This window comes from Mesorhizobium sp. M0816 (genome assembly GCF_040320005.1).
Lineage (GTDB): Bacteria > Pseudomonadota > Alphaproteobacteria > Rhizobiales > Rhizobiaceae > Mesorhizobium.
Map to the genome: position 1 here is coordinate 146,398 of NZ_JAMYOT010000008.1, position 26,127 is coordinate 172,524.

Annotated in this window: 28 protein-coding genes; 6 read left to right on the forward strand and 22 right to left on the reverse strand. The window is 63.1% G+C overall.

Annotated elements, in window-relative coordinates:
- Window positions 1-63: 63 nt before the first annotated feature.
- Window positions 64-1,416, reverse strand: coding sequence for a phosphoglucosamine mutase (glmM, locus tag NKI17_RS14680; RefSeq protein WP_031213285.1), 1,353 nt, complete (start codon window positions 1,414-1,416; stop codon window positions 64-66).
- An 874-nt stretch (window positions 1,417-2,290) separates the two neighbouring features.
- Here glmM and NKI17_RS14685 point away from each other — a divergent pair.
- Complete coding sequence (locus NKI17_RS14685; RefSeq protein ID WP_502894515.1) at window positions 2,291-2,953, forward strand: hypothetical protein; 663 nt, start codon at window positions 2,291-2,293, stop codon at window positions 2,951-2,953.
- A 585-nt stretch (window positions 2,954-3,538) separates the two neighbouring features.
- Here NKI17_RS14685 and ftsH read toward each other — a convergent pair.
- The 17 genes from ftsH to NKI17_RS14770 form a co-directional block, all read right to left on the reverse strand.
- Window positions 3,539-5,464, reverse strand: a complete 1,926-nt coding sequence (ftsH, locus tag NKI17_RS14690) for an ATP-dependent zinc metalloprotease FtsH (RefSeq protein WP_023677989.1) — start codon at window positions 5,462-5,464, stop codon at window positions 3,539-3,541.
- A gap of 106 nt (window positions 5,465-5,570) precedes the next feature.
- Window positions 5,571-7,004, reverse strand: coding sequence for a tRNA lysidine(34) synthetase TilS (gene tilS, locus NKI17_RS14695; RefSeq protein WP_352906221.1), 1,434 nt, complete (start codon window positions 7,002-7,004; stop codon window positions 5,571-5,573).
- Window positions 7,005-7,058: 54 nt separating this feature from the next.
- Entirely contained in the window at window positions 7,059-8,168 is a 1,110-nt protein-coding gene (ybgF, locus tag NKI17_RS14700) for a tol-pal system protein YbgF (RefSeq protein ID WP_352906223.1), read from the reverse strand.
- A gap of 188 nt (window positions 8,169-8,356) precedes the next feature.
- Window positions 8,357-8,863: a peptidoglycan-associated lipoprotein Pal gene (pal, locus tag NKI17_RS14705; RefSeq protein WP_023677992.1), complete on the reverse strand. Its 507-nt coding sequence runs from the start codon at window positions 8,861-8,863 to the stop codon at window positions 8,357-8,359.
- Window positions 8,864-9,084: 221 nt separating this feature from the next.
- Window positions 9,085-9,462: a four helix bundle protein gene (locus NKI17_RS14710; protein ID WP_023677993.1), complete on the reverse strand. Its 378-nt coding sequence runs from the start codon at window positions 9,460-9,462 to the stop codon at window positions 9,085-9,087.
- A gap of 74 nt (window positions 9,463-9,536) precedes the next feature.
- The gene (gene tolB / locus NKI17_RS14715) at window positions 9,537-10,808 is read right to left on the reverse strand and encodes a Tol-Pal system beta propeller repeat protein TolB (RefSeq protein WP_245274748.1); all 1,272 of its coding nucleotides are present in this window, start codon (window positions 10,806-10,808) and stop codon (window positions 9,537-9,539) included.
- Window positions 10,809-10,885: 77 nt separating this feature from the next.
- Window positions 10,886-12,043 carry a cell envelope integrity protein TolA gene (gene tolA, locus NKI17_RS14720; RefSeq protein WP_352454893.1) on the reverse strand — a complete coding sequence of 386 codons (1,158 nt, stop codon included), beginning with the start codon at window positions 12,041-12,043 and terminating at the stop codon, window positions 10,886-10,888.
- 7 nt (window positions 12,044-12,050) lie between these two features.
- Window positions 12,051-12,509, reverse strand: coding sequence for a protein TolR (gene tolR / locus NKI17_RS14725; RefSeq protein WP_352454894.1), 459 nt, complete (start codon window positions 12,507-12,509; stop codon window positions 12,051-12,053).
- A gap of 9 nt (window positions 12,510-12,518) precedes the next feature.
- The gene (tolQ, locus tag NKI17_RS14730) at window positions 12,519-13,229 is read right to left on the reverse strand and encodes a protein TolQ (RefSeq protein ID WP_023677997.1); all 711 of its coding nucleotides are present in this window, start codon (window positions 13,227-13,229) and stop codon (window positions 12,519-12,521) included.
- Between the two features lie 296 nt (window positions 13,230-13,525).
- Window positions 13,526-13,996, reverse strand: a complete 471-nt coding sequence (gene ybgC / locus NKI17_RS14735; protein WP_023677998.1) for a tol-pal system-associated acyl-CoA thioesterase — start codon at window positions 13,994-13,996, stop codon at window positions 13,526-13,528.
- A 128-nt stretch (window positions 13,997-14,124) separates the two neighbouring features.
- Window positions 14,125-15,165, reverse strand: a complete 1,041-nt coding sequence (ruvB, locus tag NKI17_RS14740; protein ID WP_352906225.1) for a Holliday junction branch migration DNA helicase RuvB — start codon at window positions 15,163-15,165, stop codon at window positions 14,125-14,127.
- A gap of 46 nt (window positions 15,166-15,211) precedes the next feature.
- A complete protein-coding gene (locus NKI17_RS14745) occupies window positions 15,212-15,496 on the reverse strand; it encodes an AbrB/MazE/SpoVT family DNA-binding domain-containing protein (RefSeq protein WP_023678000.1) in 285 nt (94 codons plus the stop codon).
- A 40-nt stretch (window positions 15,497-15,536) separates the two neighbouring features.
- Entirely contained in the window at window positions 15,537-16,157 is a 621-nt protein-coding gene (ruvA, locus tag NKI17_RS14750) for a Holliday junction branch migration protein RuvA (protein ID WP_023678001.1), read from the reverse strand.
- Between the two features lie 13 nt (window positions 16,158-16,170).
- Window positions 16,171-16,593, reverse strand: a complete 423-nt coding sequence (locus tag NKI17_RS14755; RefSeq protein ID WP_352906227.1) for a type II toxin-antitoxin system VapC family toxin — start codon at window positions 16,591-16,593, stop codon at window positions 16,171-16,173.
- Window positions 16,571-16,840 (reverse strand): AbrB/MazE/SpoVT family DNA-binding domain-containing protein, encoded by a 270-nt coding sequence (locus tag NKI17_RS14760; RefSeq protein WP_352589970.1) that lies wholly within the window; start codon window positions 16,838-16,840, stop codon window positions 16,571-16,573. Before NKI17_RS14760 ends, NKI17_RS14755 begins: the two co-directional genes overlap by 23 nt.
- A 56-nt stretch (window positions 16,841-16,896) precedes the next feature.
- On the reverse strand, window positions 16,897-17,409 hold the full coding sequence (gene ruvC, locus NKI17_RS14765; RefSeq protein ID WP_352796529.1) for a crossover junction endodeoxyribonuclease RuvC: 513 nt from the start codon (window positions 17,407-17,409) through the stop codon (window positions 16,897-16,899).
- Between the two features lie 327 nt (window positions 17,410-17,736).
- Window positions 17,737-18,591 (reverse strand): SDR family oxidoreductase, encoded by an 855-nt coding sequence (locus NKI17_RS14770; RefSeq protein WP_352906229.1) that lies wholly within the window; start codon window positions 18,589-18,591, stop codon window positions 17,737-17,739.
- 192 nt (window positions 18,592-18,783) lie between these two features.
- On the opposite strand from NKI17_RS14770, the gene NKI17_RS14775 reads away from it, so the two are divergent.
- The gene (locus NKI17_RS14775) at window positions 18,784-19,101 is read left to right on the forward strand and encodes a winged helix-turn-helix transcriptional regulator (RefSeq protein ID WP_245274745.1); all 318 of its coding nucleotides are present in this window, start codon (window positions 18,784-18,786) and stop codon (window positions 19,099-19,101) included.
- 38 nt (window positions 19,102-19,139) lie between these two features.
- On the opposite strand, the gene rcdA is transcribed toward NKI17_RS14775, so the two are convergent.
- Window positions 19,140-19,667 (reverse strand): protease adaptor protein RcdA, encoded by a 528-nt coding sequence (rcdA, locus tag NKI17_RS14780; RefSeq protein ID WP_352796523.1) that lies wholly within the window; start codon window positions 19,665-19,667, stop codon window positions 19,140-19,142.
- Window positions 19,668-20,246: 579 nt separating this feature from the next.
- Here rcdA and NKI17_RS14785 point away from each other — a divergent pair.
- On the forward strand, window positions 20,247-20,798 hold the full coding sequence (locus NKI17_RS14785; RefSeq protein WP_352906232.1) for a DUF2269 family protein: 552 nt from the start codon (window positions 20,247-20,249) through the stop codon (window positions 20,796-20,798).
- Window positions 20,799-20,838: 40 nt separating this feature from the next.
- Here the strand turns inward: NKI17_RS14785 and NKI17_RS14790 are convergent, their stop codons facing one another.
- Together NKI17_RS14790 and NKI17_RS14795 are read right to left on the reverse strand one after the other, a co-directional pair.
- The gene (locus NKI17_RS14790) at window positions 20,839-21,609 is read right to left on the reverse strand and encodes a sulfite exporter TauE/SafE family protein (protein ID WP_352906233.1); all 771 of its coding nucleotides are present in this window, start codon (window positions 21,607-21,609) and stop codon (window positions 20,839-20,841) included.
- Between the two features lie 94 nt (window positions 21,610-21,703).
- Window positions 21,704-22,153, reverse strand: coding sequence for an Lrp/AsnC family transcriptional regulator (locus NKI17_RS14795; RefSeq protein WP_023678010.1), 450 nt, complete (start codon window positions 22,151-22,153; stop codon window positions 21,704-21,706).
- Window positions 22,154-22,285: 132 nt separating this feature from the next.
- Here NKI17_RS14795 and NKI17_RS14800 point away from each other — a divergent pair, with 132 nt between their 5' ends.
- The 3 genes from NKI17_RS14800 (at window position 22,286) to NKI17_RS14810 (ending at window position 25,027) form a co-directional block, all read left to right on the forward strand.
- On the forward strand, window positions 22,286-23,170 hold the full coding sequence (locus tag NKI17_RS14800) for a DMT family transporter (protein ID WP_352796518.1): 885 nt from the start codon (window positions 22,286-22,288) through the stop codon (window positions 23,168-23,170).
- Window positions 23,171-23,346: 176 nt separating this feature from the next.
- On the forward strand, window positions 23,347-23,994 hold the full coding sequence (locus tag NKI17_RS14805; protein WP_352450837.1) for a thiamine phosphate synthase: 648 nt from the start codon (window positions 23,347-23,349) through the stop codon (window positions 23,992-23,994).
- Between the two features lies 1 nt (window position 23,995).
- The gene (locus NKI17_RS14810; RefSeq protein ID WP_352796515.1) at window positions 23,996-25,027 is read left to right on the forward strand and encodes a tetratricopeptide repeat protein; all 1,032 of its coding nucleotides are present in this window, start codon (window positions 23,996-23,998) and stop codon (window positions 25,025-25,027) included.
- 42 nt (window positions 25,028-25,069) lie between these two features.
- On the opposite strand, the gene NKI17_RS14815 is transcribed toward NKI17_RS14810, so the two are convergent.
- Entirely contained in the window at window positions 25,070-26,086 is a 1,017-nt protein-coding gene (locus NKI17_RS14815; RefSeq protein WP_352796512.1) for a zinc-dependent alcohol dehydrogenase family protein, read from the reverse strand.
- Window positions 26,087-26,127: the final 41 nt, after the last annotated feature.

Genomic DNA, 26,127 nt, shown 5'->3' on the forward strand with positions numbered 1-26,127 from the left:
CTGGCCGCGACCCAATAAAAAGCCCGCCGGCAAGGCGGGCTTTTGACCCATGTTGGAGGGAGATCAGGCGGCGCTGCGCGTTTCCGAAATGACCTCGACGATGTCGTTGACCACGGACTCGACAAGCTGCGGGTCGTCGCCCTCCGCCATGACGCGGATGAGCGGCTCCGTGCCGGATGGCCGGATGACCAGGCGCCCGGCCTTGCCGAGGCGATTGCGCGCATCTTCGATCGCCGCCTTGACCGGCGCCTCCTCCAGCGGCTTGCCGCCGGAAATATGCACATTCTTCAAAAGCTGCGGCACCGGCTCGAATTTCTTCGACAGTTCGCTGACCGGCCGGTTATGCCGCTTGATGCAGGCGAGCACCTGGAGCGCCGAGACGAGCCCGTCGCCGGTAGTCGAGAAATCGGACAGCACGATGTGGCCCGACTGTTCGCCGCCGACATTGAGCCCATGGGCACGCATGTGCTCGACGACATAGCGGTCACCGACCTTGGTGCGATGCAACTGCAGGTTCATGTCGCCGAGGAAGCGTTCGAGGCCGAGATTGGACATCACCGTCGAGACGACGCCGCCGCCGGCCAGCCGTCCGCTCTGGTGCCAGGACTCGGCGATCAGTGCCATGATCTGGTCGCCATCGACGATCGCGCCGTTTTCATCGACGATGACGACGCGGTCGGCATCGCCGTCGAGCGCAATGCCGATATCGGCGCGCACCTCGTGCACCTTCTTTTGCAGGCCGGCCGGATGAGTCGAGCCGCATTCCTTGTTGATGTTGAAGCCGTTGGGCTCGACATTGATGGCAACGACCTCGGCGCCGAGTTCCCACAGCGCGTCGGGCGCCACCTTGTAGGCGGCGCCATTGGCGCAATCGACGACGATGCGCAGGCCCGACAGCGACATCGAGCGCGGCAGCGTGCGCTTGGCGAATTCGATATAGCGGTCATGCACGCCGTCGACGCGTTTGGCGCGGCCGAGCCCATCGGAATCGGCGAGCGCCAGTTCGATATCCTTGTCGAGCATCCCCTCGATACGCTCCTCGATCTCATCGGACAGCTTATAGCCATCGGGGCCGAACAGCTTGATGCCGTTGTCGTAATAGGGGTTGTGCGAGGCAGAGATCATCACGCCGATATCGGCGCGCAGCGAGCGCACCAGCATGGCAACAGCCGGCGTCGGAATCGGGCCGAGCAGGAAGACATCCATGCCGGCGGCGCACAGGCCGGATACCATCGCGTTCTCGATCATGTAGCCGGAAAGCCTGGTATCCTTGCCGAGCACGACGCGGTGGCGGTGGCTGCCGCGCTGGAAGGAGAGGCCGGCGGCCATGCCGACCCGCATGGCGACCTCCGCCGTCATTGGAAACTTGTTGGCGCGCCCACGAATGCCGTCCGTACCGAAATAATGTCCTGCCATGTTCGCCAGCTTCCCGATGGTTCTTTCCGAGCATCTCATGCCATAAAATGGCCCAAGCCCCGTCATCACATTGTATGATTATGGACGACCAATCCTTAGAAAATTATTGTTTTGTGTGTTTTGCGTCACGCTAGTGTGTTGATTTTCAAGTTCCGAGCCCTTGTTGCGGCAGCAGCATCAGAAACGTCAACTCAAACCTCATCTGTATCCTTTGGTCTGTGGCAGTGTGGCCTTGAACCCGAATCCGCATCGTGCTGCTCCAGACAGCGGTAGGCTCAGGTCCGCCGCACGCGCCGATTTGACTGGCTGTCATGCGACGCAGTGTCCTCGCTGGGAACCAGCCATATGCGCGCTCTCCGTGCAATGCACCCGGACGAACTTGGCCGGGAGACAGTCCCGGCAACGAATTCATCACCTTAAAGAAAAGAATGCACTTCTAAATTTGTCTCTACGCTACTTAGCATCTGGCGCAACCAGCCGTTGAGCGCTATTGCTGCACTGGGACATATCATGAACCGCCGTAGGGAGAACAAGCATGCTCATCCACCGACTTGCCACTTTGACGGGTCTTGCCGTCGCGACCTTATTCCTGGCGGCGCCTGCCAATGCGCTGACCATGGCCGAGTGCAGCACCAAGTATAACGCGGCCAAGGATGCGGGAACGCTTGGCGGGCAGAACTGGAACCAGTTCCGCAAGGCCCAATGCGGCACCGATGCCACCGCCGCTACAACCGAACCCGCGCCAGCCAAAGCCACTGCCAAGGCCGCCGACACGACCAAGGCAGCCGCCGCCGACGATGCGGCGCCGGGCCTGACGGCGAAGGAGTGCAGCACCAAATACCAGGCCGCCAAGGCTGCCGGCACGCTCAACGGCATGAAGTGGAACGACTTCCGCAAGACCCAGTGCGCCGCCGGCGCGACGGCAGCCGCACAACCCGCCGCCACGACCAAAGCACCGGCGGCCAGCAGCGATGACGCGGCGCCTGGGCTGACGGCCAAGGAATGCAGCACCAAATACCAGGCCGCCAAGGCTGCCGGCACGCTCAACGGCATGAAATGGAACGACTTCCGCAAGAGTGAATGCGCCGCCGGCGCAACTGCAGCCGCACAGCCTGCCGCGGCACCTGCCAAGGCGACGACAGCCGCCGCGACCGATACCGGCAAAGGCCTCAGCATGGCGGATTGCAGCGCCAAATATCAGGCTGCCAAGGCCGGCAACACGCTGAATGGCATGAAGTGGAACGACTTCCGCAAGAGCCAATGCGGCGCCGGCGCAGCCGACGACGACACCCTGCCGGCTCCCGACGCCAAGTACACCGGCGATCCGCAACCGCCGACCATCACCGCCCCCCAGGGCGTGAAATTCCCGACTGCGATCTCCAAGAAGTATGCAACCGAGACCCCGGCCAAGGGCCGCATGCACACCTGCCTCGACCTCTACTACGCCAACAAGGACGCCAACACGCTGGGCGGCCTCAGGTGGATCCAGAAAGGCGGCGGCTTCTACAGCCTCTGCAACGCCAAGCTGAAGAGCTGACCGGCGCCACCATCCGACGACATGAGCCCGCGAGCCGCAAGGTTCGCGGGCTTTTTTGTTGCTGCCGAACACGTGCGAGGAGCGCCATCCGCGCGCAAGCGGCGCCGCTGCCAATCTGCCCCTCGTGGGGGAGATGTCCGGCAGGACAGAGGGGCACTGTCCTGGGCACTGTCCCGCCGACATCGATGGTCGGCAGCACGCGCCACGTCGGGTCGAAGGAGCCTGAAATAAAAAAACCCGCCTCCGTGGGCGGGTCGGCGGCGCCAATTGGCACCATATTTAAATTAGTAGCACACCTGCCGGCACAAAGCAAGAACAAAATGTGGCGCCGTCGGCAAAAAATGCGAACTTCATTCTCCGGCGCGCCTTGTCGATCTTCCCGAAGTCGTCAACGAGGACGATAGAAGGCCTCATTCCTTCGCGCCCCTCTCTGTCCTGCCGGACATCTCCCCCACGAGGCGGGAGATTGGCCGTCAGCGTCACTTTCGCCAATTTCCAGCGATGCAGGAAGGGTCGCATTCCCCAAGAGAAAACGCCGCGGTTAGAGCCGCGGCGTTTCGAAGTCGATCTCTCCTGGGCCGGAGCCTAGCTTGATGGCTGGGGTTCCATGCCGCCTTCGGGCTCGGGGCCCTTCTTGCGGCGGCCGGACTTCGGCACGGCCGAGCCGCGGCTCGGCGGCGTGTCGTCGCCAAGGTCGCGCGCGGGCTTATTGCCGGCGATCAGCTGCTTGATCTCCTCGCCGGACAGCGTCTCGTATTCGAGCAGGCCCTGCGCCAGCGCGATCCATTCCTTCTTTTTCTTGGTCAGGATGGACCTTGCCGTCGAATAGGCCTCGTCGATCAGCCGGCGCACTTCGGCGTCGATGATCTGCGCCGTCTCTTCCGAGATGTTCTGCGTGCGCGCCACCGAATGGCCGAGGAACACCTCCTCCTGGTTGTCGCCATAGGCGACATGGCCGAGCTTGTCGGAGAAGCCCCAGCGCGTCACCATGGCACGCGCCAGCTTGGTCGCCTGCTCGATATCGGAGGAGGCGCCGGAGGTGATGTTCTCCTTGCCGAACTTGAACTCCTCGGCGACACGGCCGCCCATCATGATGGCGAGGCGCGAGATCATGTATTTGTAGCTCATCGAATAGCGGTCGCCTTCCGGCAGCTGCATGACCATGCCGAGTGCCCGGCCGCGCGGGATGATGGTCGCCTTGTGCAGCGGATCGGCCGACGGCACGTTGAGTGCCAGGATGGCATGACCGGCCTCGTGATAGGCGGTCAGCTCCTTCTCGGCCTGTGTCATCGCCGACGAGCGGCGCTCGGCGCCCATCATGATCTTGTCCTTGGCGTCCTCGAATTCGGCCATGGTGACGAGGCGCTTGTTGCGCCGCGCCGCCATCAGGGCGGATTCGTTGACCAGGTTCATCAGGTCGGCGCCGGAAAAGCCCGGCGTGCCGCGCGCGATCACCTTGAGGTCGACATTGGGCGCCAGCGGCACGTTGCGCACATGCACTTTCAGGATCTTCTCGCGGCCGACGATGTCGGGGTTCGGCACCACCACCTGGCGGTCGAAGCGGCCCGGCCTCAGCAGCGCCGGATCGAGCACGTCTGGCCGGTTGGTGGCGGCGATCAGGATGATGCTTTCGTTGGATTCGAAGCCATCCATCTCGACCAGCAGCTGGTTCAGCGTCTGCTCGCGTTCATCATTGCCGCCGCCGAGGCCGGCGCCGCGATGGCGGCCGACCGCGTCGATTTCGTCGATGAAGATGATGCAAGGCGCATTCTTCTTGGCTTGGTCGAACATGTCGCGGACGCGGCTTGCGCCTACGCCGACGAACATCTCGACGAAGTCCGAGCCCGAAATGGTGAAGAACGGCACGTTGGCTTCACCCGCGACCGAGCGGGCGAGCAGCGTCTTGCCGGTTCCGGGAGGACCGACGAGCAGCACGCCGCGCGGGATCTTGCCGCCGAGCCGCTGGAATTTCTGCGGGTCGCGCAGGAACTCGACGATCTCTTCCAGATCTTCCTTGGCTTCGTCGACGCCGGCGACGTCCTGGAAGGTGACGCGGCCATGTGCTTCGGTCAAAAGCTTGGCCTTCGACTTGCCGAAGCCCATGGCGCGGCCGGAACCGGACTGCATCTGGCGCATGAAGAATATCCAGACGCCGAGGATGAGGATCATCGGCAGCCAGGAGATCAGGGTGCCGAACAGCGAATTGGAGCCGTCGGATTCAGGACGCGCATTGATGGTGACGTTCTTGTCCTGCAGGCGCGAAACCAGCGACGGGTCCCCAGGCGAATAGGTCTGGAAGCCGTTGGAACTGTCCGTGTAATTGCCGGAGATACGGGCGCCGGCGATGGTCACCGACTTGATCCGTCCCGCCGCGACTTCCTGCAGGAACTGCGAATAGGGAACATCGCTCGAGGCTCCACGCGTCTGCGGCGTCTGGAAAAGATTGAAGAGCGCGATGAGCAGGACCGCTATGATCGCCCAGAGCGCGAGGTTGCGATAATTCGGATTCATCAATTGTCCCGTTGGCGCCCGCTGGGCGGACACGCGTCGTGAGAGGAAACTTGGCCCTAACATAGGGAGAGCGTTCCCCCTTGCCAAGCATAACAGCAGGTCTCGGTTAAGCTTTCGCCCGTGGTAGGCCGGCACTGTGGCCGCCGAATGGCACGGCTGGAACGGGCGCCGCGCCAAGCAACGCGGCGACGGCATCGGCCGGCGCCAGATCGAAGGACGGCAGGAAACGGGCGAAGGGCGCGACTGCCGGATATGCGGCGACAGCCGCCGGCATCGGGCCTTCCCCGGGCAAACCCGGGCCTTCCCCGAGCAAACCAAGGCATTCGCCGTCCCGCCAGAGCGCCGGCTCGGCGGCCAGGGCGGCACGTACAAGGCTTGCCGGCGTGCCATGCCCTTCAATTGCCCGCTTTGCGGCAAGAGCCGCCCCGAGCGGTGCCACCAACGGCGGCGCGATCAACAATGCACCTGAACTGTCGCCCAATGTGATCCGTCTGCGGCCGTCCCACAGGGCATTGTCGGAAACCGCAACAGCGGGCGGCAGATCCCGCAATTCGCGGTGCAGAAAGATGCCGGTACGCCGGGCATCGATCACGGTCCGCGACAATGTGGCACAAAGCGGCCCGGTGCGGAACCGGCCGAAAAGGGCTTCGCTGCGGGCCTGGTCGGGAAGGAAGGCGGTGCCGCCGGTCGCCGCCAGCAGGATGCGCAGCGCATAAATGGCCGTCCGGCTGTCGGCGGCCGTCGCAAAATCCCGATCGAGGCGGACGAGGCCGGCGGCCGGCCTGGAGGCCAAGCTGCGGATCAGCATGGCCGCGCGATTGCCCAGCTGCTCACGCTCGGCCGCCGCCTTTCTGGCCAGCGCCATAGCTTCAGCCATGCGAGGCGCATCGTCGCCTTCAACAAGTGCTGCGCGGACGCGCGGCCGCTCGAAAGCAGTGTCGGCATTGGTCGGATCTTCGATCCAGGCGACCTGTTCGCGTTGCAGCAATTCGCGCAGCTCAGCACGCCGCACGCCGAGCAGCGGCCGCACGATCCAGTGCCGCCAATCGTAGAGGGTTGCCGGCGCCATGCCGGCAAGGCCCCGCCCTTCGTCGCGCGGCCTCTCCTCACCTGGCCCGTCGTCACGTGCTTGCCGCATCAGCACGGTCTCGGCCTGGTCGTCGGCGGTGTGGCCGGTCAGGATCAGGCCGATGCCTGCCGCTTCGGCGGCCTCGGCGAGCAGCCGGTATCGGGCTTCGCGCGCGGCGGCAGGCAGGCCGGTCGATGGTTTGTGCCCCGACCAGGAGAGGACGCGATGGGCAATGCCGCGCGCCGCGCACAGCCTGGCCACGGCTTGCGCTTCCGCTGCCGCTTGCGGCCGCAATTGGTGATCGATCGTCACCGCCAGCAATTTCGTTGCCGGCGCGGTACGGTCGAGATGGGCTTTGAGGAGGAGGAGGAGGGCGGTCGAGTCGCTGCCGCCGGACACGGCCGCAACAGCGCCGTTGGAAAAGTCGATCTGCGAAAAATCCGAAAGGTCAGGCTCGGTGTCGAGCGTCATGCATGTCGTCCAAAAGTGGACCCGGTTTTGGGGCTACGACATGCAACAGAAAAACTAGCACGCCGCGAGCGCCCTTTCCTGCTTGACCCGCTCCTTGAGCGCGCTGGAAATATCGGGGTAGCGCTTGCCGATCTCGCTGAAGGTGGCACAGGCCACGTCGCGCTGCTTCAGCCCGACAAGTGAAACGCCAAGCTTCAGCAGCATGTCTGGCGCTTTCTTGGCCTTGGGATAGTCCTTGCTGGCAGCGAGGAAAGTCTCGGCCGCATCGCGGTATTTCTGCTGGCCGAGCAGCGATTCACCAAGCCAGTAATGCGCGTCCGCCGCTTTGGCGTCCTTGGGAAAACGGGCGATATGGTCGCGGAACCCCTGTTCGGCGGTGCTGTAGTCGCCCGACAGGATGAACTGGTAAGAATTGCGGTAAAGCTCTTCCGGATCGTTGGTCGACGGGAGTGCCGCGACCACCGTATCATCGGATTTACCGGCCTTGTTGCCGGCTGCGCTGGCGCCGTTGGCTGGGGCCGTATTCTGCTGCGGCGCATTCGCTTGCGCATTGCCGTCGGCTTCGACGACATTGCCGTTTTTGTCGACGGTGATGGTGCCGAACGTCTTGGGCGGCGCGCCGGGGATCAGCTTGCCGGGATCGCCGTTGGGCGATTCGACGATGACGTCCTCGATGCTCTTGTCGCCGTCTGCCGCCTTGCCCGCATCGGCCGGAGCCGGCGTCCCCGGCGCCTCCGCCACGTTACTGTCGCCGTTGGGGCTGTCGCTGCTAGGCGCCGCCTCGGACTTCTTCTGCTCGGCCGGCTGCTGCGCGCCTTGCGGACCGCCTTCCAACTGCTGGAAGCGGAATTCGTTGTCTTCCTGCTGCTTGCGGATCTGCTCCTGCATCTGCAGGACCTGGAAATTGAGTTCCTCGATCTTGCCGTTCATCTGCCGGAGCTGTTCCTCCAGCGCCGGAGTGCCGGTGCCATCCTGTTGCGCGAATTGAACCTGATCCGGCTTTTTCTTTTCGCCGAAAATGCCGGGCAGTTTGATCGTCGGCAGGTGGAAGGAAAAACCGCTTTCCGATGACTGCCTGGTGCCGTTTGCCCCGTCAGCAAGTGCCGCGATACTTGATACGAGCAGCAGCGCAAGCGTGCCGCTCAAGACCGATCTGAAATGCATGTGCCTCTCGCCGTGAAACCATTGTTGCGCGCCTCTCATTCGAAGTAGACCAGTCAACCGGGGACTAGCCAGACGCTCTCGGCTCTTAACAGGACGTGAGACTTCGGCCAAATTTTGTTTGGAGCGAGCAGATATGAAAAAGGCGGCCTTTTGGCCGCCTTTCGCACCAAGTGTTGCATTTATGCCGATCAAGAACCGGCGCCGCCCAGCGTGGTTACGGCGCGGCGGTTCTGCGACCAGCAGGAGATGTCGTCGCAAACCGCGACCGGACGCTCCTTGCCGTAGGAAATGGTCTTCAGGCGCTGCGCCGAAACACCCTTGGCGACCAGGAAGTCGCGTGTGGCGGCAGCACGGCGGGCGCCGAGCGCCAGATTGTATTCGCGCGTGCCGCGCTCGTCGGCATGGCCTTCGATGACGATGGCATACTGCTTGTACTGGTTCAGCCACTGCGCCTGGCGCGACAGCGTCGTCTGCGCATCGGCGCGGATCGAGGACGAATCGGTATCGAAGAAGATGCGGTCGCCGATGTTGACGGTAAAGTCCTGGGCCGACCCGGGCGTTGCCGCGCCGGCGCCGTTGAGGCCGAGATCGGCGGCGCTGTTCGGCGTCTTCTTCGAGGCGCAACCGGTGATCGCGAGCATAGCGACCAGCGCGATCATGACCGGGTTTGTGGTAAGTGCTGCGATACGGCCCATGCCGCCTCTCCTTCGCAATTCGAGTGATTTCATTGATCGTCCAGTAACCACGTTTGGGTTAACCGGCGCTCAAGAAACACGGTTAAAATTTGGTTTCGGCTGCCGTCCGCAACCGTTCTGCCGAGGGGCGACAATGAGCGCGGACCGTAGGCGGAAATGCGGCCAAAACATGAAAAAGAGGGAATTGAGGAACTGAAGAACTGAGGAATTGAGGAAAGAGATCACCTCAGCTTCTCTCTGAGATTGACCAGCATTCCGTAGATGCGGGCATAGGATTGCAACCAATCGTCGCGTTGCGCCTGTGTGATGTACTCGAGGTCGAACGCATACGAAATCCAGGTCTCCACCTCACTGCATGATCCTATGGCCATCGAAATGAAGCGTGCGAATTCGGGCTTGGAGTGAGTCTGTTTGGCAAAGCCTTCGGCCAAATTGGCGCAGATCGCCTTGCTGGAACGACGTAGTTGATCGGCGAGCGCGTATTGCTCCATTTTCGGAAAAGCAAGCGTGGCTCTGTGCACCCCAAGGGAAACCGCATAGGCACGCTTATAGACTTCTAAATCCCTCGCGTGCTCGATGTAGACCCCTGCCTTCTCCATTCTTCAGTTCTTCAACTCTTCAGTTCTTCAACTCGTCAGTTCGTCAGTTCTTCAATTCCTCAGTTCTTCTTCCATCACTCCAGCAGCGGCGACCAGGCCGGATCCGAGGCGAAGTTCGCCGTCGGGATCGACTGTTCGTTGCGGCCGGTGAGATCGACCGAAACAAGTTTTGGTCCGCCATTGGAATCGCGGAAGAACATCAGCACCCGGCCGTTGGGCGCCCAGGTCGGCCCTTCCTGCTGAAAGCCGGTGGACAGGATGCGCTCACCCGAACCGTCGGTGCGCATGACGCCGATCTGGAATTCGCCGCCGGTCTGCTTGGTGAAGGCGATGAGATCGCCGCGCGGCGACCACACCGGCGTCGAATAGACGCCGTCGCCGAACGAGATGCGGGTCTGGCCCGAGCCGTCGGCGCCCATCACATAGATCTGCGCGCGGCCGCCGCGATCCGAGGTGAACACCACCTTGCTGCCGTCAGGCGAGTAGGACGGTGAGGTGTCGATGGCGGTCGAGTTGGTGAGCCTGGTTGTCGAGCGGCTTCTCAGATCCATGGCGAAGATGTTGGAATTGCCGTCATCGCGCAGCAGGCTCATGATTACCTTCTGGCCGTCCGGCGAAAAGCGCGGCGCAAACGTCATGCCGGGGAAATTGCCGACCAGCTCGCGCTGCCCCGTCTCGATCTGCAAAAGATACACCCGTGGTTGGCCGCTTTCATAGGACATGTAGGTGATTTCCTGCCGGTTCGGCGAGAAGCGCGGCGTCAGCACGATCGATTTGCCGTTCGAGAGATAGCGGACGTTGGCGCCGTCCTGGTCCATGATGGCAAGCCGCTTCTTGCGCGCATTCTTGGCACCGGACTCGTCGATGAAGACGACGCGCGTGTCGAAATAGCCCTTCTCGCCGGTCAGCCGCTCGTAGATCGCATCGGCGATGATATGGGCGACGCGCCTGGTATTGGCGTCGTTGGCGAAGAACTGCTCGCCCGACATCTGCTGGCCGGCAAACGTGTCCCACAACCGGTACTGGGCGCGAATGCGGCCGTCAGCCTCCTTGCCGACACTGCCGGTGACCAGCGCCTGCGCATTGATCACCTTCCAGTCTTCGAAGCGCGGCGTGGCATCCGGGTTCGAGATCTTTTCAATGAAAGCGCTTTTGTCGATCGGCGCGAACAGGCCGGAGCGTTTCAGGTCGGCACTGACGATGCCGGAAATCTCGGCGCCGAGCGCATCGCCGCCCTGGAAGTCCGTGATGGCGATCGGCAACGGCTCGACATTGCCCTTGTTGACGTTGAGCTCAACGAGCGCCCGCGCCGGCAGGGTGACAGCAACAGTCATACCCAGCGCCATCGCTGCGATCGTCAGGAGCGGCTTGAGGATGGATTTCATGTCTTCTCGCTTCTTTCGCTGATTCTGTAGCGCCGGGCCTAAAGACCGAGCATCTCCCTGGGGTCAAAAGTGACCCGAACGTCGGACCAGATGTCTTGCTTGCCCGCCGGAACCTGCAGGCCGGCCACATCGCATTTCTGAACCGCGCGCACTGCGCTTTCGTCAAACGGGCGGTTTCCGCTCGACTTTTCAACGCTCGGCCGGCCATCCAGCTTGCCGGAGGCGTCCAGATTAAACCGGACCACGACGACGAAATTCTCCGAACCCTCGAGCCCTGCCGGAAGCGTCCAGCAACCACCAAGCTGGGCCTCCAATGCCCCCTGCTCCGATTTCGAAAGCTTCTGGCCCTGATCCTTCTCGCCGCCGAGCGATGCCTGCTGGGTCGAGCGCTTGGCGCCGCCGCCGGACGGCTTCCGCTTGTCGAGCAAAGCCGAAATCTCGTCGGCGTTGAATTGCTTGTCGTCCGATTTCGGCTTGGATGAGGCTTCCTTGACCGGCTTGTCGGCGTCCTTGCGCTCCGGTGCCTTGGCGCTCTCGGCCTGGGCCGGCTGCGGCTTTGGCCGAGCCTCGGGTGCTGGCGCCGAGTCCGGAAGCTGCGCCTCCTCGGTTGGCGGTTGCTTGGCAATCGCCTCGGCGACGGCATCCGGCTTGACCTCGGGCTGCGGATCGATCGCGGCAGTCTTGTCCTGCGGCGGCGTGGGCGTCGGCTCCTTGGCCGGCGTCGGCTTGGGCTCGGTCTGCTTGACAGGTTCGGGCTTGACCTCTTCCTTCGGCTGCGGCACCGGCGCCACCTCCGTAGCGGGAATAGGCTTCGGCTCTTCCTTCGGCTTCGGCACGTCCTCGGGCTTGGGCTTTTCGACCGGCGTCGGCGCGGGTGGCGGAGCCGCCGTCATGTCGACTGGCTGGGGCTTGGCCTCAGGTGTCGGCGGCTTGTCGGTGTCGACGCTGTTATCGCCGACTTTCTGGGCATCGGGAACGATGTCGGGACGCTGCGTCGGTACCGGCGCCGGCTTGTCGTGCATTACAGCCTTCTTGTCGCCTTGCAGGACCTGTGCCGTCGCTTCCATCGGCACGATCTCGACCGACACCGATTCCGCATCGGACGCAGGCATCGCGGGCGGCGAGGACAACGTGAACAGCCCGAAGGCGATCGCCACCGTATGCAAGATCACCGATGTGGTGAGGCCGGTCCTCATCTTGCGTCTACTGATCCTGTTCCTGCAGTGAAACCAGGCCGATATTCTTGTAGCCAGCAGCCGAGATGCGGGCCATCACCTTCATGGCAGTGCCATAGTCGGTGGACTTGTCACCCCTGATGAAAATGCGCTCTTCATAGCCGGTCTTCGAGATCGCCTGCAGCTTTGCCACCAGCTCCTCGATCGGGATCTCGGTTTCCTGGAGGTAGATCTGACCGGCCGAGTTGATGGACACGCTTATAGGCTGCGTATCGGCGTTCATCGCTTTGGCCTGGGTATCCGGCAGGTCGATCGGCACGCCGACCGTCAGAAGCGGCGCCGCGACCATGAAGATGATCAGCAGCACCAGCATCACGTCGACCATCGGCGTGACGTTGATCTCCGATATCAAGGCGTGATGGCGGCCGCGCCGCCTGTGGCCGCGCCCGCCGCGTCCTCCGCCACCTGCGCTTACGGACATTCCCATGATCGTTCCTCAGGCCTTCTGCGCGACTTTTTCATCGATTTGGCGCGAGAGTATGGCGGAGAACTCATCCGCGAACCCTTCCATGCGCACCGCGATCTTGCTCGCGTCCGACGACAGCTTGTTGTAGGCGATGACGGCCGGGATGGCGGCGAGCAGGCCGATGGCCGTCGCCAGCAGCGCTTCGGCGATGCCGGGCGCGACCACCGACAGGCTGGTATTCTTCGAGGCGGCGATCGCCTGGAACGAGGTCATGATGCCGATAACCGTGCCAAACAGGCCGATGAAGGGCGCCGCCGAGCCGGTGGTGGCGAGAAAGCCGAGCCGCCCTTCAAGCTTTTCCATCTCGCGGGTCAGCGCCAGATCCATCGCTTTGTCGATGCGGGTCTGCAGGCCGAGCGGCGATTTCGCGCCCTTCTCGAAGCTTTTCTTCCATTCGCGCATGGCAGCGACGAAGATCGCGCTCATGCCGGTCGTCTTGCGGTCGGCGAGCGTGCGGTAAAGTTCTTCCAGCGACTGTCCCGACCAGAACACCTGTTCGAAGCGATTGAGCGCCAGCCGCATGCGGGCATAGGCGACGAGCTTGTCGACGATGATCGCCCAGGTCCAGATCGAGGCACCAAGCAGCCCGATCATGACCAGCTTGACCACCCAACCGGCCTGCATGAACAAGGCCCAAATCGATAAATGCGCGCCCGGTTCGGCGAGAGCGATGTTTTCCATGTTACGTCCTTAAAGATTTTCCGGGCGTGGCTGGCGGCTGGCCCATGGGCATCCCTTGTGGTCCGTTCGCGTTAGGCTTGCGGAATAACCCCAAATGCACCGTTGGCGGCCTTTTCGGGGCAAATATTGGTGAAAGGAAGGCGCTTGGATTCTCCCAATCTTAACCAATCCCTTCATGGACCGTTATGGTTAAGGATGGGTTAGGACGTACAGCGCGGCGCATTGCCGCGCCCTGATAGGCCGCCTGGCGATTCTGGCCTGGACCGGGAGCTCCGGGATCGTCCGCCTCTGAACCTTTATTTGCGCGTTCTGGGCATGAAGGCTGCGATCCAGTCCTTGGGAAAGCGCCGCGGCCGCCCGTTCTCGCCGACGATCGCCGCTTCGACACGCGCCTCGACCAGCACTTCGCTGCCGCGCTTCAATTGCTGCGCCATGACGATGCGCGCACCGGAAATCTCGTCGGTGCGCGTGTCGATGGTCAGGATGTCGTCCATGCGGGCCGAACCGCGGAAATCGATCTCCATGCGCCGCACCACCCAGACTATTTTCTCGCCATGCTTGCCGTCGGCAAGCTCGGTGTGGTGGACGCCGGCCAGCCGCAGATAGTCGGAACGGCCGCGCTCGAAGAATTCGAGATAGCGTGCGTGGTAGACGACGCCGGAAAAATCGGTATCGGCATAATAGACCCGCGCCATCAATCGATGGCCGAATTCCGTCAGCGCGCCGGAAAGTCCGGCGGACAATGCCGATTCACCGTGATCGTCCATTGCGCTGTCCTTTTGGCCCGACAGGCCCTGTTTCAAGCAACACCTGTTTTGCGCATAGACCGGCGATGATCAAGACCTGGAGGGCTGGGCCGGGGAACTGCCAGCACCGAAGCCATAAGCAGCGGAACTTAGGGTTCTTCCTGGAACAGGCTGATCTGCTGCTGCGCCAGGTCCTTTGGCGCGTCGAGGCCGAGATGCCGCCAGGCATTGGCCGCCAGCACGCGGCCGCGCGGGGTACGCATGATGAAGCCTTGCTGGATCAGAAAGGGTTCGATGATGTCCTCGATGGCATCGCGTGGCTCGGAAAGCCCGGCAGCGATGGTCTCGATGCCGACCGGCCCGCCGCCGAAATTCCGGGCGATCATCGACAGATAACGGCGGTCGAGCGCGTCGAGGCCGAGCCCGTCGACCTCCAGCCGCGTCAGCGCCTCGTCGGCGACCTTGCGGTCGACATGACCGTCGCCGGCAACGCTGGCGAAGTCGCGCACCCGGCGCAACAGCCGGCCGGCGATGCGCGGCGTGCCGCGCGCCCGCCGGGCGATCTCCAAGGCACCGTCGTCGCCGAGCGGCATGGCAAGGATGCGGGCGCCACGCCGCACGATCTGCTCGAGTTCCTCGACCGAGTAAAAATTGAGCCGCACCGGAATGCCGAACCGGTCGCGCAGCGGGTTGGTCAAAAGGCCGAGCCGGGTGGTGGCGGCGACAAGCGTGAAGCGGGCCAGGTCGATCTTGACCGAGCGCGCCGCCGGCCCCTCGCCGATGATCAGGTCGAGCTGGAAATCCTCCATCGCCGGATAGAGGATTTCCTCGACCGCCGGGTTGAGCCGGTGGATCTCATCGATGAACAGCACGTCACGGTCTTCGAGGTTGGTGAGCAGCGCCGCGAGATCGCCGGCCTTGGCGATGACCGGACCCGAGGTCGAGCGGAAATTCACGCCGAGCTCGCGCGCCATGATTTGCGCCAGCGTCGTCTTGCCGAGGCCGGGCGGGCCGACGAACAGCACATGGTCGAGCGCTTCGCTGCGCCCCTTGGCGGCCTCGATGAACACTTTGAGATTGGCCCGCACCCCCGCCTGGCCGACGAAGTCGCCAAGCGTCTGCGGCCGCAAGGTCTGCTCGGCGTCCTCGCCGCGTCTGTCGGGAGCAATGAGGCGTGGCGAAAGGCTCATACGCATACCGCCCGAAAGAAAAAGTTTGTATCGATACCGATCAACGTCACCCGGCACCCTCTCGTTCGTCGCCGTGCTCCTCGCCAACAACATGGCGGCCCACTGCATCTCTTACCACCGCGTCGATCTGTTCCAGCGCAGCAGGCCCGTCAGGTGGATCGCCTAGAAATCCAGCGAGGTCGGCAAATTCGAGATTGCGCGGCGTTCCTATCAGGAGACCATCCACGACCGTCCACGCAACAGTATCGCCTGACTTGAGCGACAACTCGTTCCGGACTTTCTTTGGAATCGTAAGCTGCCCCCTGGAGGTCAAGCTTGCATATCCGACCATGCTCTTGTTCCTAGTCGGAATTTATTTGTCGGGCAACGTCTCACCGTGCCAGCTCCTTCAGGCCGAAGCGGATCAGCTTCGAGGCGTCCGCCTCCTCGCCTGCCGTCTTCAGCGCCGCCGCCACCGCATTGGCGGCGGTGTCGCGCGAATAGCCGAGATTGACCAGCGCCGAGACGGCGTCGGTGATCGGCGCCGAGGCGACGCCCTCGCCGAGCTCCTGCTTCAGGCCGATGGTGCCGGAGGCAGTGCCCGCATAGGCAGGCGCCTTGTTCTTCAATTCGGTGACGATGCGCTCCGCCACCTTCTTGCCGACGCCCGGCGCACGGCTGACCATGGCGATATCGCGCAACGCAATCGCATTGGCGAGATCGGCCGGCGCCAGCGTCGACAGGATGGCCAGCGCCACCTTGGCGCCGACGCCTTGCACATTGTTCATCAACAGCCGGAACCATTCGCGCTCCAGCACCGACTGGAACCCATAGAGCCGCAGCATGTCCTCGCGCACATAGGTCTCGATGAACAGCACGACCGCCTCGCCCGGCCGCGGCAATGCCGCCAGCGTGCGCGCCGAGCAGTAGGCGACATAGCCGACGCCATGCACGTCGACGATGCAGAAATCCTCGTCGATCTCATCCAGCGTGCCTTTTAGCTTGCCGATCATTTGAGCGTGCCGATCATGCCGGGTGGGTTTCCGGAGAGATGATATCGAGGTCCGGGAAATAGCCGCGATAGCGCGCAGCATTGCGCGTCAGCAGGCGATGCCCAGCGACAACCGCATGGGCTCCAATAAAGAAATCCGGCAAGGTTCGTTCGCGAATGCCGCCGGCGCGGCGATAGCGCGAGTGCGTGACACCAGCGAGGAAGGCTGCTTCCCACGGCAGAAATTCGCGATCCATCTTGAGCATGTCGGCTGCTTGACGAAGAGCCTGTTCGGTCGCAATCAACGGCGCGAGCTCGGACCAGACGATTGCATTGATTACGAGTGCGCCGTCGCGCCGGCATGCGGTAATCGCGGATGCCGACCATTTCGTCTCCCGTCCGGAAGGACCCCAAACGTCGATCAAGACATTTGTGTCAATCAATGTCGAGATCTTCACGTGGGCCCCTCAGCCATTCCACATATTCATCCGCCGTCAAGCCTCCCAGATCCAGCGTACCGGCCATACGATCGAGCATCTGGCTGAATCTGCGCGAGGCTTCCTCCTCCGACATGTTTTCGTCGACGGCTATGACACGAGCGCCGTCCTCGGTGGGGACGAACTCCACCTCCGAGCCCGGGCCGATACCGAGATGATCCCGTATTTCCTTCGGGATGGTCACTTGGCCCTTGGTGGTAACGCGCATGGTAATACCTCGTTGGTATTACTTATTGCCCACTGGAGAACAAGTCAAGAACATACTTATCCGGCCAGCGCCGCCATCCTGTAGGCGATGCTCTGCCGGTGATGCGCGTGACAGATGGCGATGGCCAGCGCATCGGCGGCGTCGTCGGTGTCGAAAGTCGCCTTCGGCATCAGCACCTTGACCATCATGTGGATCTGTTTCTTGTCGCCATGGCCGACGCCGATCACCGCCTTTTTGACGGCGTTTGGCGCATATTCGGCAACGACAAGGCCGGCACGCGCCGGCACCAGCATGGCGATGCCGCGTGCCTGGCCGAGTTTCAGCGTCGCCGCCGCGTCCTTGTTGACGAAAGTTTGCTCGACCGCCGCCTCGTGCGGCATCGCGGCATGCAGGATCTCGGCGAGCCCGTCATGCAACTGGCAAAGACGCACCGCCAGCGCGGCCTTGTCGTCGGACCGCACCGTGCCGGAAGCGACGAAGCGCAGCGAATTGCCGAGGCTGTCGACTATGCCCCAGCCGGTGCGCCTCAGCCCTGGATCGATGCCGATGATGCGAATCGCTTCCCCCATCCGTCAACTTTAACCCCGGCGAGCAGCGATGCCAGCGAAATGTGAACAAACCAGAAACAGCAACCGAGTCTGGTTTAGAGAATGTTTGAGAATTCGCTCTGGCGAGACAGATAGCGTGGTTTTCGAGAACCGGAGCGGAGCGTACATAAGTACGCGAGCACCGGCCTACGCCGGCCATAGCCTTAACTGCCACGACCGCTCTGAATGCTCCGGCCGGCGAAGGCCGGAAGCGCAGAAGGCTGCGCTAGTCTAGTCGTTTGAATAACTGTTGGCGCGAGCGACAGACGGTCCTCTGATCCTTTGGCGGATGTGACAGCCATCTCGGTTTCAACCGCGCAATGCTGCCGCAACGACGCTCTCCAGTGGCGTTGTCGGTCGACCGATCAGCCGGCTCATGGCGCCGCCGTCATCGAACAACGCTCCGCGTGAGGCTGCAATGTCGGCATCGGCCAGGATAGCGGCGAGATCGGCGGGCAGCCCGGCGCCTGTCAACACACCCTCATAGGCCGCCCCGGCAAGATCGTTGTAGGCGATCGCCTTGCCCGATTGCCGCGAGACCTTCGCCGCAAGCTCGGCGAGCGTGAAGGCTTGGTCCGCGGCGAGCTCGTAAGTCCTCCCTGCTTGATCCTCGCTCGTCAGCACCACGGCCGCGGCCTCGGCATAATCCTGCCGCGCCGCGGACGAGAAGCGCCCCTCATTTGCGGCGCCGATGAAGGCGCCGTGCTCCAGAGCCGCCGGGAGCGCCATCAGATGGTTCTCGGTATACCAGCCGTTGCGCAGGATGACGGCGGGTAGGCCGGAGGCCGCGATGACCTCCTCCGTCTGCCGATGTTCGACCGCGAGCCTCGCGGGAGACGTGTCCGAATGCAGCATGCTTGTGTAAGCGATCAGCGAAACCCCCACCCGTTGGGCGGCCTTGACAACTGACCGATGCTGCGGCAAGCGGCCGCTGACTTCGGTCGAGGAAATCAGCAGCAGTCTATCGACGCCGGCCAGCGCCATCGGGAGCGTGTCGGGACGATTATAGTCCGCCTCCCGCACGACTACGCCGCGTTGGACAAGATCGCTGGCCTTTGCCGGATCACGAACCGCCGCAACGATCCGGCTGGCCGGAACTGTCTTCAGCAGTGCGTCGATCACGAGACGGCCAAGCTGTCCTGTTGCTCCAGTTATTGCGTACATCGTTCTGTCCATTTCGTGGTTGGATGGATTGAGAGCCTCAGATAGCGGCTCTCGTTACCGTCGGAAACCACGTATCTTGTAGTTACCATCATTTTCCGGTAACCAACTGGAAACTCTCATGGAAGATGCGCGATGGTCCTCAGGATGCGAACGAAGGTGAAGGCGCTTCCCGGCTGCCCCATGTCGAGGTGCATGGCGCTGCTTGGCGGGTGCTGGACACCCGAGGTGCTCTGGTCCTTGAGCGACGGCCCGCGCCGGTTCTCCGAATTGCGCCGCGATATCCCAGCCATTTCGGCGAAGGTGCTGACCGGCAGGTTGCGCGATCTCGAGGAGCGTGGCGTCCTCGCACGCCACGTGATGCCGACATCGCCGCCGACCGTGGAGTATGAGCTGACGTCATTGGGGCAGGAGCTGCTCCCAGCGATCAGGTCTATCGTGGAGGTCGGATCGCGCCTGCTGCTGCGTGATTCTCCCCGCCTGATGATCGCGAGCCCATCCCTTCGCGGTTAGTCTAGATGGCCGCCGGAGTAGAATTATGAAACGTTCTCTCAGCCGCGGGCGAAAGCCGTGTTGAGCAGCGTGATCTGGTCGGAGACAGGATTGAGGCGACGGCTCGACGGCGGCACCTCGGCAAGGCCGCCATAGATCTCCTCGTCCATCCGGCGCACCAACGCCTGCAGCCGCAGCGAACGGTTGACGAGGTCTATGAAATCCTTCGGCAGCTCGGCCCAGCCGGGCGCCTCCTCATGCGCGGAGGCGGTGTCGAGACGCACCTTGGATTTTTCTGAGGCCACCTGATCGCGGGTCATCTCGCCGGAATTCGCCGCCCGCTGCAAAAGCAGCCACGAGGCGACCTGCATCAGCCTGGTAGTCAGCCGCATCGATTCGGCCGCATAAAGCGTCGCCGCCAGCCTCGACAGCTTCTTGGCCTCGGCGCGGCCCTTGCCGTCGAGATATTCGGCCGCCTGCTCGACCAGGCCCATGCCTTCCTGATAGAGCGGCTTGAAGGATTGGGAGAAAACCCGGCGCTCCGCCAGCTTGATGGTTTTCGCGCTCGCCTTCGAAGGCTCGTTCATCGCTACGCCCCTGCACTTGCCTGACAGCCGGCCGATTCGGCTCTTGGCCGCCATATCCGGCAGCCTAAACGACTGAAGCTTGAAAATGCGCTTCGCTGCCAGCGAAGGCAAGCACATGTTTAACAAACGGTTAACGGCCGCATTTAGCCGGAAGGACGCCCATGCCGGCGCACAAAAAAAGAGCCGCGGATAAGGCGGCTCTCAGGAGTTTAACAGGGAGGCGTCAAACAAAGTGGCTCCAACCACTCGGTAAGAATCCAGATCACTGGATGGACATAGTAAACGCCTGTAAAGCTTAACGAAGCCTTAACGCGGGGCATATTTTTCGATCAAGCGCCCAGCAACTGTGCCGTAACAGCACAGCTGACTGGCCACGGCGCCGTTCACACCACCGCCTGGAAAGTAGGGGCGACGCTTGCGCCATGGTTTCCTCCAAATGGTGACCGGCTTACCGAAACAAAACGGCACTGCGCGCGACATCGTTCCGAAACAGGCGCCGCGCTAAACGCCCGTTCCTCGCAACGAGGCGGAGCAAACCTTGCGCTCCGGCAATCATGACAATCTCTCAAGGAGCGAACAATGGACTGGTACTCGGCCGTTAAATTTCTGCACATCGTCTCGGCGTTCCTCTGGGTCGGCGGCGGCTTCACGCTGATGCTGCTCGCGGTACGCGCCGACCGCGCTGGAAACGTCGAAGGCATGCTGCAGGCGATGCGCGCCACCGGCGAGCTCGGCAACCGGTTCTTCGCGCCGATGTCGATGCTGACATTGCTTTTCGGCCTCATCATGTGCGGCTTCTGGGTCGGCTTTTCCGATCTGTGGGTGCTGATCGGCCTTGCCGGTTATGCGACGACCTTCTGCATCGGCATGTTCATCTTCAAGCCGACTGCCGACCGCATGGCAGGCATGATCGCCAAGGAGGGCGTGACGCCGGCAGTGCTTGCCCAGGGCCAGCGCGTCCTCAGCGCCGCGCGCTTCGACTATTCGGTGATGCTGGTGATCATCGCGGACATGGTGCTGAAGCCGACGCTCCACGACATCACCATTCTGGGCTGCATGGCGCTCGTACTGGCAACCGGCATTGCCCTGGCACTTGGCAGGACGCGGCAGCTGCTGCCGAGTGCCGCCTGAGGTGTAAGGAATCCGGCGGCGGCCGAATGGGGCCGCCGTCTTACAGGAGGCCGGCGATGCCGTCCCACAGAAGCTTGACCGCGACGACCGCCACGGTCGCATAGGTGAAGGGATAGAACAGCTCCGGCCGCATCCGCCGCACCAGCCAGGCGCCGGCGATTGTCGACAGCGGCGCCAGCGGCATCAGCACCGCCGACGCGGTCAAATTGGTGGTGTCGAACTGGCCGAGCGCGAAATAAGGGATGAGCTTCAGCGCGTTGGTGACGGCGAAAAAGATCGCCGCGGTGCCCGACAGCACCTTCGGATCGAGCCTGATCGGCAGCGCATAGACCTGAAAAGGCGGGCCGCCGACATGGGCGACGAAGCTGGTGAACCCGGCAACGGTTGCCCAGAAGCCGGCGGCGACGCGGTTGGGCTCCGCCGCGTGGCCGGCACCGTGGCGGAGTTGCAAATAGAGCCAGCGCAGCACGAAGATCAACGCAACCGCGCCGACGATCAGCCGCACCATCTCTTCGGTTACAAGTGCCGCCGTCAGCCAGCCAAGGGCAATGCCGATCACGGCACCCGGCATCATGTCGGCCAGCATCTTGCGGTCGAAGATACCCCACCACGTCCACACCGAGACAATGTCCATCAGGCACAGAATTGGCAGAAGAATTGCGGCAGCCTGAACCGGCGGCATGGTCAGCGCCATCAATGGCACGCCGACAAAGCCGACGGCGCCGCCGAAGCCGCCTTTCGACAGGCCGACGAGGATGACGGCCGGAATGGCCGCGGCATAGAACCAGGGATCGACGAGCAGGCCTGACATGGGAAAGGACGCTGGAGGGAAAGTTGAACTCTGGAATAGACCAGAAATGGCCAGACCGCGACCGCAAATATGTGGGCCACGCCACCGAAACCCGTCACATGTTTGGCATGTCGAGCGGCGGCGGGCGTCTCCGGATCGGCTGCGCCTTGATGATGGCGGTGCTGGTTTCGGCCTTGTCGGCGATGCGGTCGAGAATCCCGTCGAGCTCGCCGATCGAGCGGACGAACAGCCGGGCAACGAAGCAGTCATCGCCCGTCACCTTGTCGCATTCGCCGAATTCCGGGATTTCCTCGATCAGCTTCTGGACGATGTGCAGCTTGCCCGGCAATGGCCGGATGCGAACGATCGCCTGCAAGGCGTAGCCGAGCGCCTGCGGATCGATGTCGATGGTGAACGCGCGGATGACGCCGCGATCCTCCAGCCGCCGAAGCCGCTCCGAAACGCTTGGTGACGACAACCCGACCTGCAGCGCCAGTTCCTTCAGCGAGGTCCGTGAATCCTTGACCAGGATATCGAGGAGCTTTCTGTCGAGCTCGTCCAGCATTTTACAATTCCAAGAAAAAGCCGATGCTTACCTAATTTAATTAGGTTTGTCCTGCATATCACCAGCTAGAAGTCATGGAAAGACCCGATCCGCTGTGAGATTATAAAATCTCAACGGGTTTCAGCAGCATCCATGGACAACACGGTACGCGGCACGATCGAAATGACGGCGGCGATGGCGATCCTCGGCACGATCGGCTGGTTCGTCGTCCTTTCCGGCCAGCCCATCATGGACGTGGTGTTCTGGCGCTGTGCTTTCGGGGCGGTAACGCTGCTGATCATCTGCGCGGCGCTGGGACTGCTGCGTGGCAGGCTGTCGCTTCGCATCGTCGCGATCGCGGCTCTCGGCGGTGCTGCCATCGTTATCAACTGGCTGTTGCTGTTCAGCGCGTTTTCCCGCGCGTCGATCTCGATCGCCACGGCCGTTTACAACACGCAGCCCTTCATGCTGGTGGGTTTTGGCGCGCTCTTCTTCTCCGAACGGCTGACGGTGACCAAGCTGACCTGGCTCGGCATCGCCTTCGCCGGCATGCTGCTGATCGTGCAGGCCGCGCCCGATGCAGGCGATCATGGTACGGATTACTTTACCGGCATTGCGATGGCGCTGGCCGCGGCTTTCTTCTGGGCCGTTGCGGCTATCGTCACCAAGAAGCTCAAAGGCACGCCGCCGCACCTGATCGCCCTGATCCAGGTCTGCGTCGGCGTTCTCATGCTGGCACCCTTCGCCAATCTCACCCACCTTCCCGCCGATGCGTGGAGCTGGGTCATGCTGGCGACGCTCGGCATCGTCCATACCGGCCTGATGTACATCCTCATGTACGGTGCCATCCAGAAGCTGCCGACGCATCTGCAGGGATCGCTGTCCTTCATCTACCCAGTCGTCGCCATCCTCGTCGATGTCGTCGCCTTCGGCCATCGGCTGCAGCCGGCACAGATCGTCGGCGCCGCCGCCATCCTGGTCGCCGCCGCCGGCATGAATCTCGGCTGGTCGCTGTGGAAATCGAAGGTGCCTGCGTAGGGCCGCAAGCGACCAGGCGAGGAGAATTTCGGCCAACGGCAGCCATGCGCCGAGCCCTATGGAATCGTTGACGGCAAACGTGATCCCCCTGCCGCCTGTTCAACTCCCGCACTTTGCTCTATGCCGCAATGCAACCATCTTCGCCCGGCATAGGCGATAACCGGGACCGAACACCAATGAATGACGCAACGCCGCCCAACCGCTGCCGCATCGTGCTGATCGCGCCGCCGAACGTGCCGGCCGAGCGCATCGCCGCGGCTTTCGACGGCGGTGACGTCGCCTCGCTTATCCTGCCGGAAAACGGTATGGACGAGGCCTCTTTCCAAGCCTTTGCCGAGCAGATCGTGCCGGTGGCGCAAGCGGCCGGCATTGCCGTCATCATTGCCGGCGACACCCGCATCGCCGGCCGCGTCCAGGCCGACGGCATTCATGTCGAGGTCGGCAAGGACGAGCTCGCCGAAACGATCGAACACTTCCAGGCCAGGATGATGGTCGGCACCGGCGGCGCCAAGACCCGCGACGATGCGCTGGAACTCGGCGAGGTCAGGCCTGATTACATTTTCTTCGGCCGCTTCGGCTACGACAACAAGCCTGAGCCGCACCCGCGCAACCTGTCGCTCGGGCAATGGTGGGCGGACGTCATCCAGATCCCCTGCATCGTCATGGCCGGATCGGATCTTGCCTCGGTGGAAGCGGTCGCCGCCACCGGCGCCGAATTCGTGGCGCTGTCCAGCGCCGTTTTCGCCGACGGCGTCGATCCGAAGATGGCGGTTGCCGCCGCCAACGCGCTGCTCGACGAAACCGCGCCGCGCTTCGAGGACTGACGTGCTCTCGCGGAAAATCCTTTTCAGCGCCTTTCTCGCAACGGCCGTGACGCAGGCGATAGCGGCGGAACCCGTTCCGCTGCCGCAGCCCAGGCCGGATTCCAGCGAACCTGCCGACAAGCCGATCGCCGCACAATTGCCGCAGCCCGCCACCACCACCCCGTTGCCGTCGGCCGACACCATCAACCCCGACCGCTTCGGCGCAAAGCCGTCCGATGCTGCCTACGGGGCCTTTCAGCGCGGGCTCTACAAGACGGCCTACAACCTTGCGCTCTCCCGCGCTCAAAACGGCGATCCGGCAGCACAGACGCTGGTGGCCGAGATATTGTCGCGCGGCCTCGGCGTGCCGGTCGACGCGGCAGGGGCGGCGAAGTGGTATGCGCTTGCCGCCGAGCAGGGCGTGCCGGAATCGCAATTCCAGTATGCGCTGATGCTGCTCGACGGCCGCTACGTCAAAAAGGACGAGAAGGAGGCCTATGCGCTGATGCAGGCCGCCGCCGAGGCCGGCAACCGCCTGGCGCAGTTCAATTTTGCGCAGCTGATGGTCGAACAGGAGCCCGGCGATGCCGGTATTGCCAAAGCCGTGTCCTATTACGAGCGCGCTGCCGCGACCGGGCTTGCCGACGCACAATATGCGATGGCACAGGTCTACGCCAATGGCGCCGGCGGCAAGCCGCGCGACGATGTCAGCGCCCGCGGCCTGCTGGCACAGGCCGCGCGGCAGAACTACGACACCGCACAGATCGATCTCGCCACCTGGATGATCGAGGGGCGCGGCGGCGCCCGCGACCTGAAATCCGGGTTCAACTGGATGAAGCAGGCCGCCGAAGGCGGCAATGTCGCCGCCCAGAACCGTCTCGCCAAGCTCTACATGAACGGCATCGGCACCGACCCGGATCTGATCCTCGCCGGCGCCTGGTATGTTGTCGCCCGCCGCGCCGGGCTGATCGACCAAGAGATGGACGATTTCCTGCAGGGCCTGACCGACGAGCAGACGCAGCAGGCGCTGCAACGGGCCAACCGCCTGCCCTGACCGCGGTCTCGCGACTCATTGCACCAGGCTCGTCAGGCGGACTCATTGCGTATGATCGAGCACGACCTTGCCGAAAGGCGAGCCGTGTTCAAGGTACCGAAAGGCTTCGGCGGCCCGGCTCCATGGCACGACCCGGTCGATCACCGGTCTCAACCGGTTGACGACAATGGCGCGGTTCATCGCCTCGAAGGATTCGCGTGAGCCCACCGGTATGCCTCGCGCCCGGACCTGCCGGCGGAAGATGTCGAGCGGGTTGATGGCGCCGTCACTGCCGCCGAGATAGCCGATGACGTTGATCTGGGCGCCGCGCGCCGCTGCCCTCAGCGATTGTGCAAAACTCTGCGGTCCGCCAACCTCGATGATATGGTCGGCGCCGCGGCCATCCGTCAATCCCAGCACGGCCGATGCCCAGTCGGGGGCGCTGCGATAGTTCACGCCATCCTGCGCGCCAAGTTGCCTTGCCCGCGCAAGCTTCTCGTCGCTGCTCGACGTCACGATGACGCGCGCCCCGGCAGTAGCGGCGAACTGCACCGCAAACAGCGAAACGCCGCCGGTGCCGAGGCAAAGCACGGTGTCGCCGGGTTTGACGCTGCCCTCCGTAAACAGCGCGTGCCATGCCGTCACGCCGGCGCATGGCAGCGTCGCCGCTTCGAGGTCGCTCAGATTGGCCGGCGCCAGCACCGCCGCCTGTTCGTCGAGCCGGGCAAATTCGCTGAGCAGCCCGTCGATTGGGCCGCCGCGTTGATAGGATGGCTCGGCCATGGCGAAACTGCCGCCGACCCAGCGCTGCCAGAACGTGGCGCAGACCCGGTCGCCGATCTTGAACCGGCTGACCTCGGCGCCGATGGCAACGACTTCGCCGACGCCGTCCGACAGCGGCACCAGCGGCAATGCAAACTTCGTGTGATAGCTGCCGCGAACGATCTCGGCATCGCGGTAGTTCAGCGCCGTCGCCTTGACCTTCACAATCATCTCTTGGCGCCCTGGCTCAGGCATCGGCCGCTCGACCATTCTGAGGTTCTCGAGGCCGCCCGGGCTCTGCAATTCGATCGCTTTCATCGTCGTTCCTTTCTAGCTGGGTCCTGCCAGAGGAAAATCGC

Excerpts from the sequence above, each read along its gene's own strand:
- glmM (WP_031213285.1), bottom strand. The coding sequence starts at position 1,416 with ATGGCAGGACATTATTTCGGTACGGACGGCATTCGTGGGCGCGCCAAC.
- NKI17_RS14685 (WP_502894515.1), top strand. The coding sequence starts at position 2,291 with ATGAAGTGGAACGACTTCCGCAAGACCCAGTGCGCCGCCGGCGCGACG.
- ftsH (WP_023677989.1), bottom strand. The coding sequence starts at position 5,464 with ATGAATCCGAATTATCGCAACCTCGCGCTCTGGGCGATCATAGCGGTC.
- tilS (WP_352906221.1), bottom strand. The coding sequence starts at position 7,004 with ATGACGCTCGACACCGAGCCTGACCTTTCGGATTTTTCGCAGATCGAC.
- ybgF (WP_352906223.1), bottom strand. The coding sequence starts at position 8,168 with ATGCATTTCAGATCGGTCTTGAGCGGCACGCTTGCGCTGCTGCTCGTA.
- pal (WP_023677992.1), bottom strand. The coding sequence starts at position 8,863 with ATGGGCCGTATCGCAGCACTTACCACAAACCCGGTCATGATCGCGCTG.
- NKI17_RS14710 (WP_023677993.1), bottom strand. The coding sequence starts at position 9,462 with ATGGAGAAGGCAGGGGTCTACATCGAGCACGCGAGGGATTTAGAAGTC.
- tolB (WP_245274748.1), bottom strand. The coding sequence starts at position 10,808 with ATGGCGCTGGGTATGACTGTTGCTGTCACCCTGCCGGCGCGGGCGCTC.
- tolA (WP_352454893.1), bottom strand. The coding sequence starts at position 12,043 with ATGAGGACCGGCCTCACCACATCGGTGATCTTGCATACGGTGGCGATC.
- tolR (WP_352454894.1), bottom strand. The coding sequence starts at position 12,509 with ATGGGAATGTCCGTAAGCGCAGGTGGCGGAGGACGCGGCGGGCGCGGC.
- tolQ (WP_023677997.1), bottom strand. The coding sequence starts at position 13,229 with ATGGAAAACATCGCTCTCGCCGAACCGGGCGCGCATTTATCGATTTGG.
- ybgC (WP_023677998.1), bottom strand. The coding sequence starts at position 13,996 with ATGGACGATCACGGTGAATCGGCATTGTCCGCCGGACTTTCCGGCGCG.
- ruvB (WP_352906225.1), bottom strand. The coding sequence starts at position 15,165 with ATGAGCCTTTCGCCACGCCTCATTGCTCCCGACAGACGCGGCGAGGAC.
- NKI17_RS14745 (WP_023678000.1), bottom strand. The coding sequence starts at position 15,496 with ATGGTCGGATATGCAAGCTTGACCTCCAGGGGGCAGCTTACGATTCCA.
- ruvA (WP_023678001.1), bottom strand. The coding sequence starts at position 16,157 with ATGATCGGCAAGCTAAAAGGCACGCTGGATGAGATCGACGAGGATTTC.
- NKI17_RS14760 (WP_352589970.1), bottom strand. The coding sequence starts at position 16,840 with ATGCGCGTTACCACCAAGGGCCAAGTGACCATCCCGAAGGAAATACGG.
- ruvC (WP_352796529.1), bottom strand. The coding sequence starts at position 17,409 with ATGGGGGAAGCGATTCGCATCATCGGCATCGATCCAGGGCTGAGGCGC.
- NKI17_RS14770 (WP_352906229.1), bottom strand. The coding sequence starts at position 18,591 with ATGTACGCAATAACTGGAGCAACAGGACAGCTTGGCCGTCTCGTGATC.
- NKI17_RS14775 (WP_245274745.1), top strand. The coding sequence starts at position 18,784 with ATGGCGCTGCTTGGCGGGTGCTGGACACCCGAGGTGCTCTGGTCCTTG.
- rcdA (WP_352796523.1), bottom strand. The coding sequence starts at position 19,667 with ATGAACGAGCCTTCGAAGGCGAGCGCGAAAACCATCAAGCTGGCGGAG.
- NKI17_RS14785 (WP_352906232.1), top strand. The coding sequence starts at position 20,247 with ATGGACTGGTACTCGGCCGTTAAATTTCTGCACATCGTCTCGGCGTTC.
- NKI17_RS14790 (WP_352906233.1), bottom strand. The coding sequence starts at position 21,609 with ATGTCAGGCCTGCTCGTCGATCCCTGGTTCTATGCCGCGGCCATTCCG.
- NKI17_RS14795 (WP_023678010.1), bottom strand. The coding sequence starts at position 22,153 with ATGCTGGACGAGCTCGACAGAAAGCTCCTCGATATCCTGGTCAAGGAT.
- NKI17_RS14800 (WP_352796518.1), top strand. The coding sequence starts at position 22,286 with ATGGACAACACGGTACGCGGCACGATCGAAATGACGGCGGCGATGGCG.
- NKI17_RS14805 (WP_352450837.1), top strand. The coding sequence starts at position 23,347 with ATGAATGACGCAACGCCGCCCAACCGCTGCCGCATCGTGCTGATCGCG.
- NKI17_RS14815 (WP_352796512.1), bottom strand. The coding sequence starts at position 26,086 with ATGAAAGCGATCGAATTGCAGAGCCCGGGCGGCCTCGAGAACCTCAGA.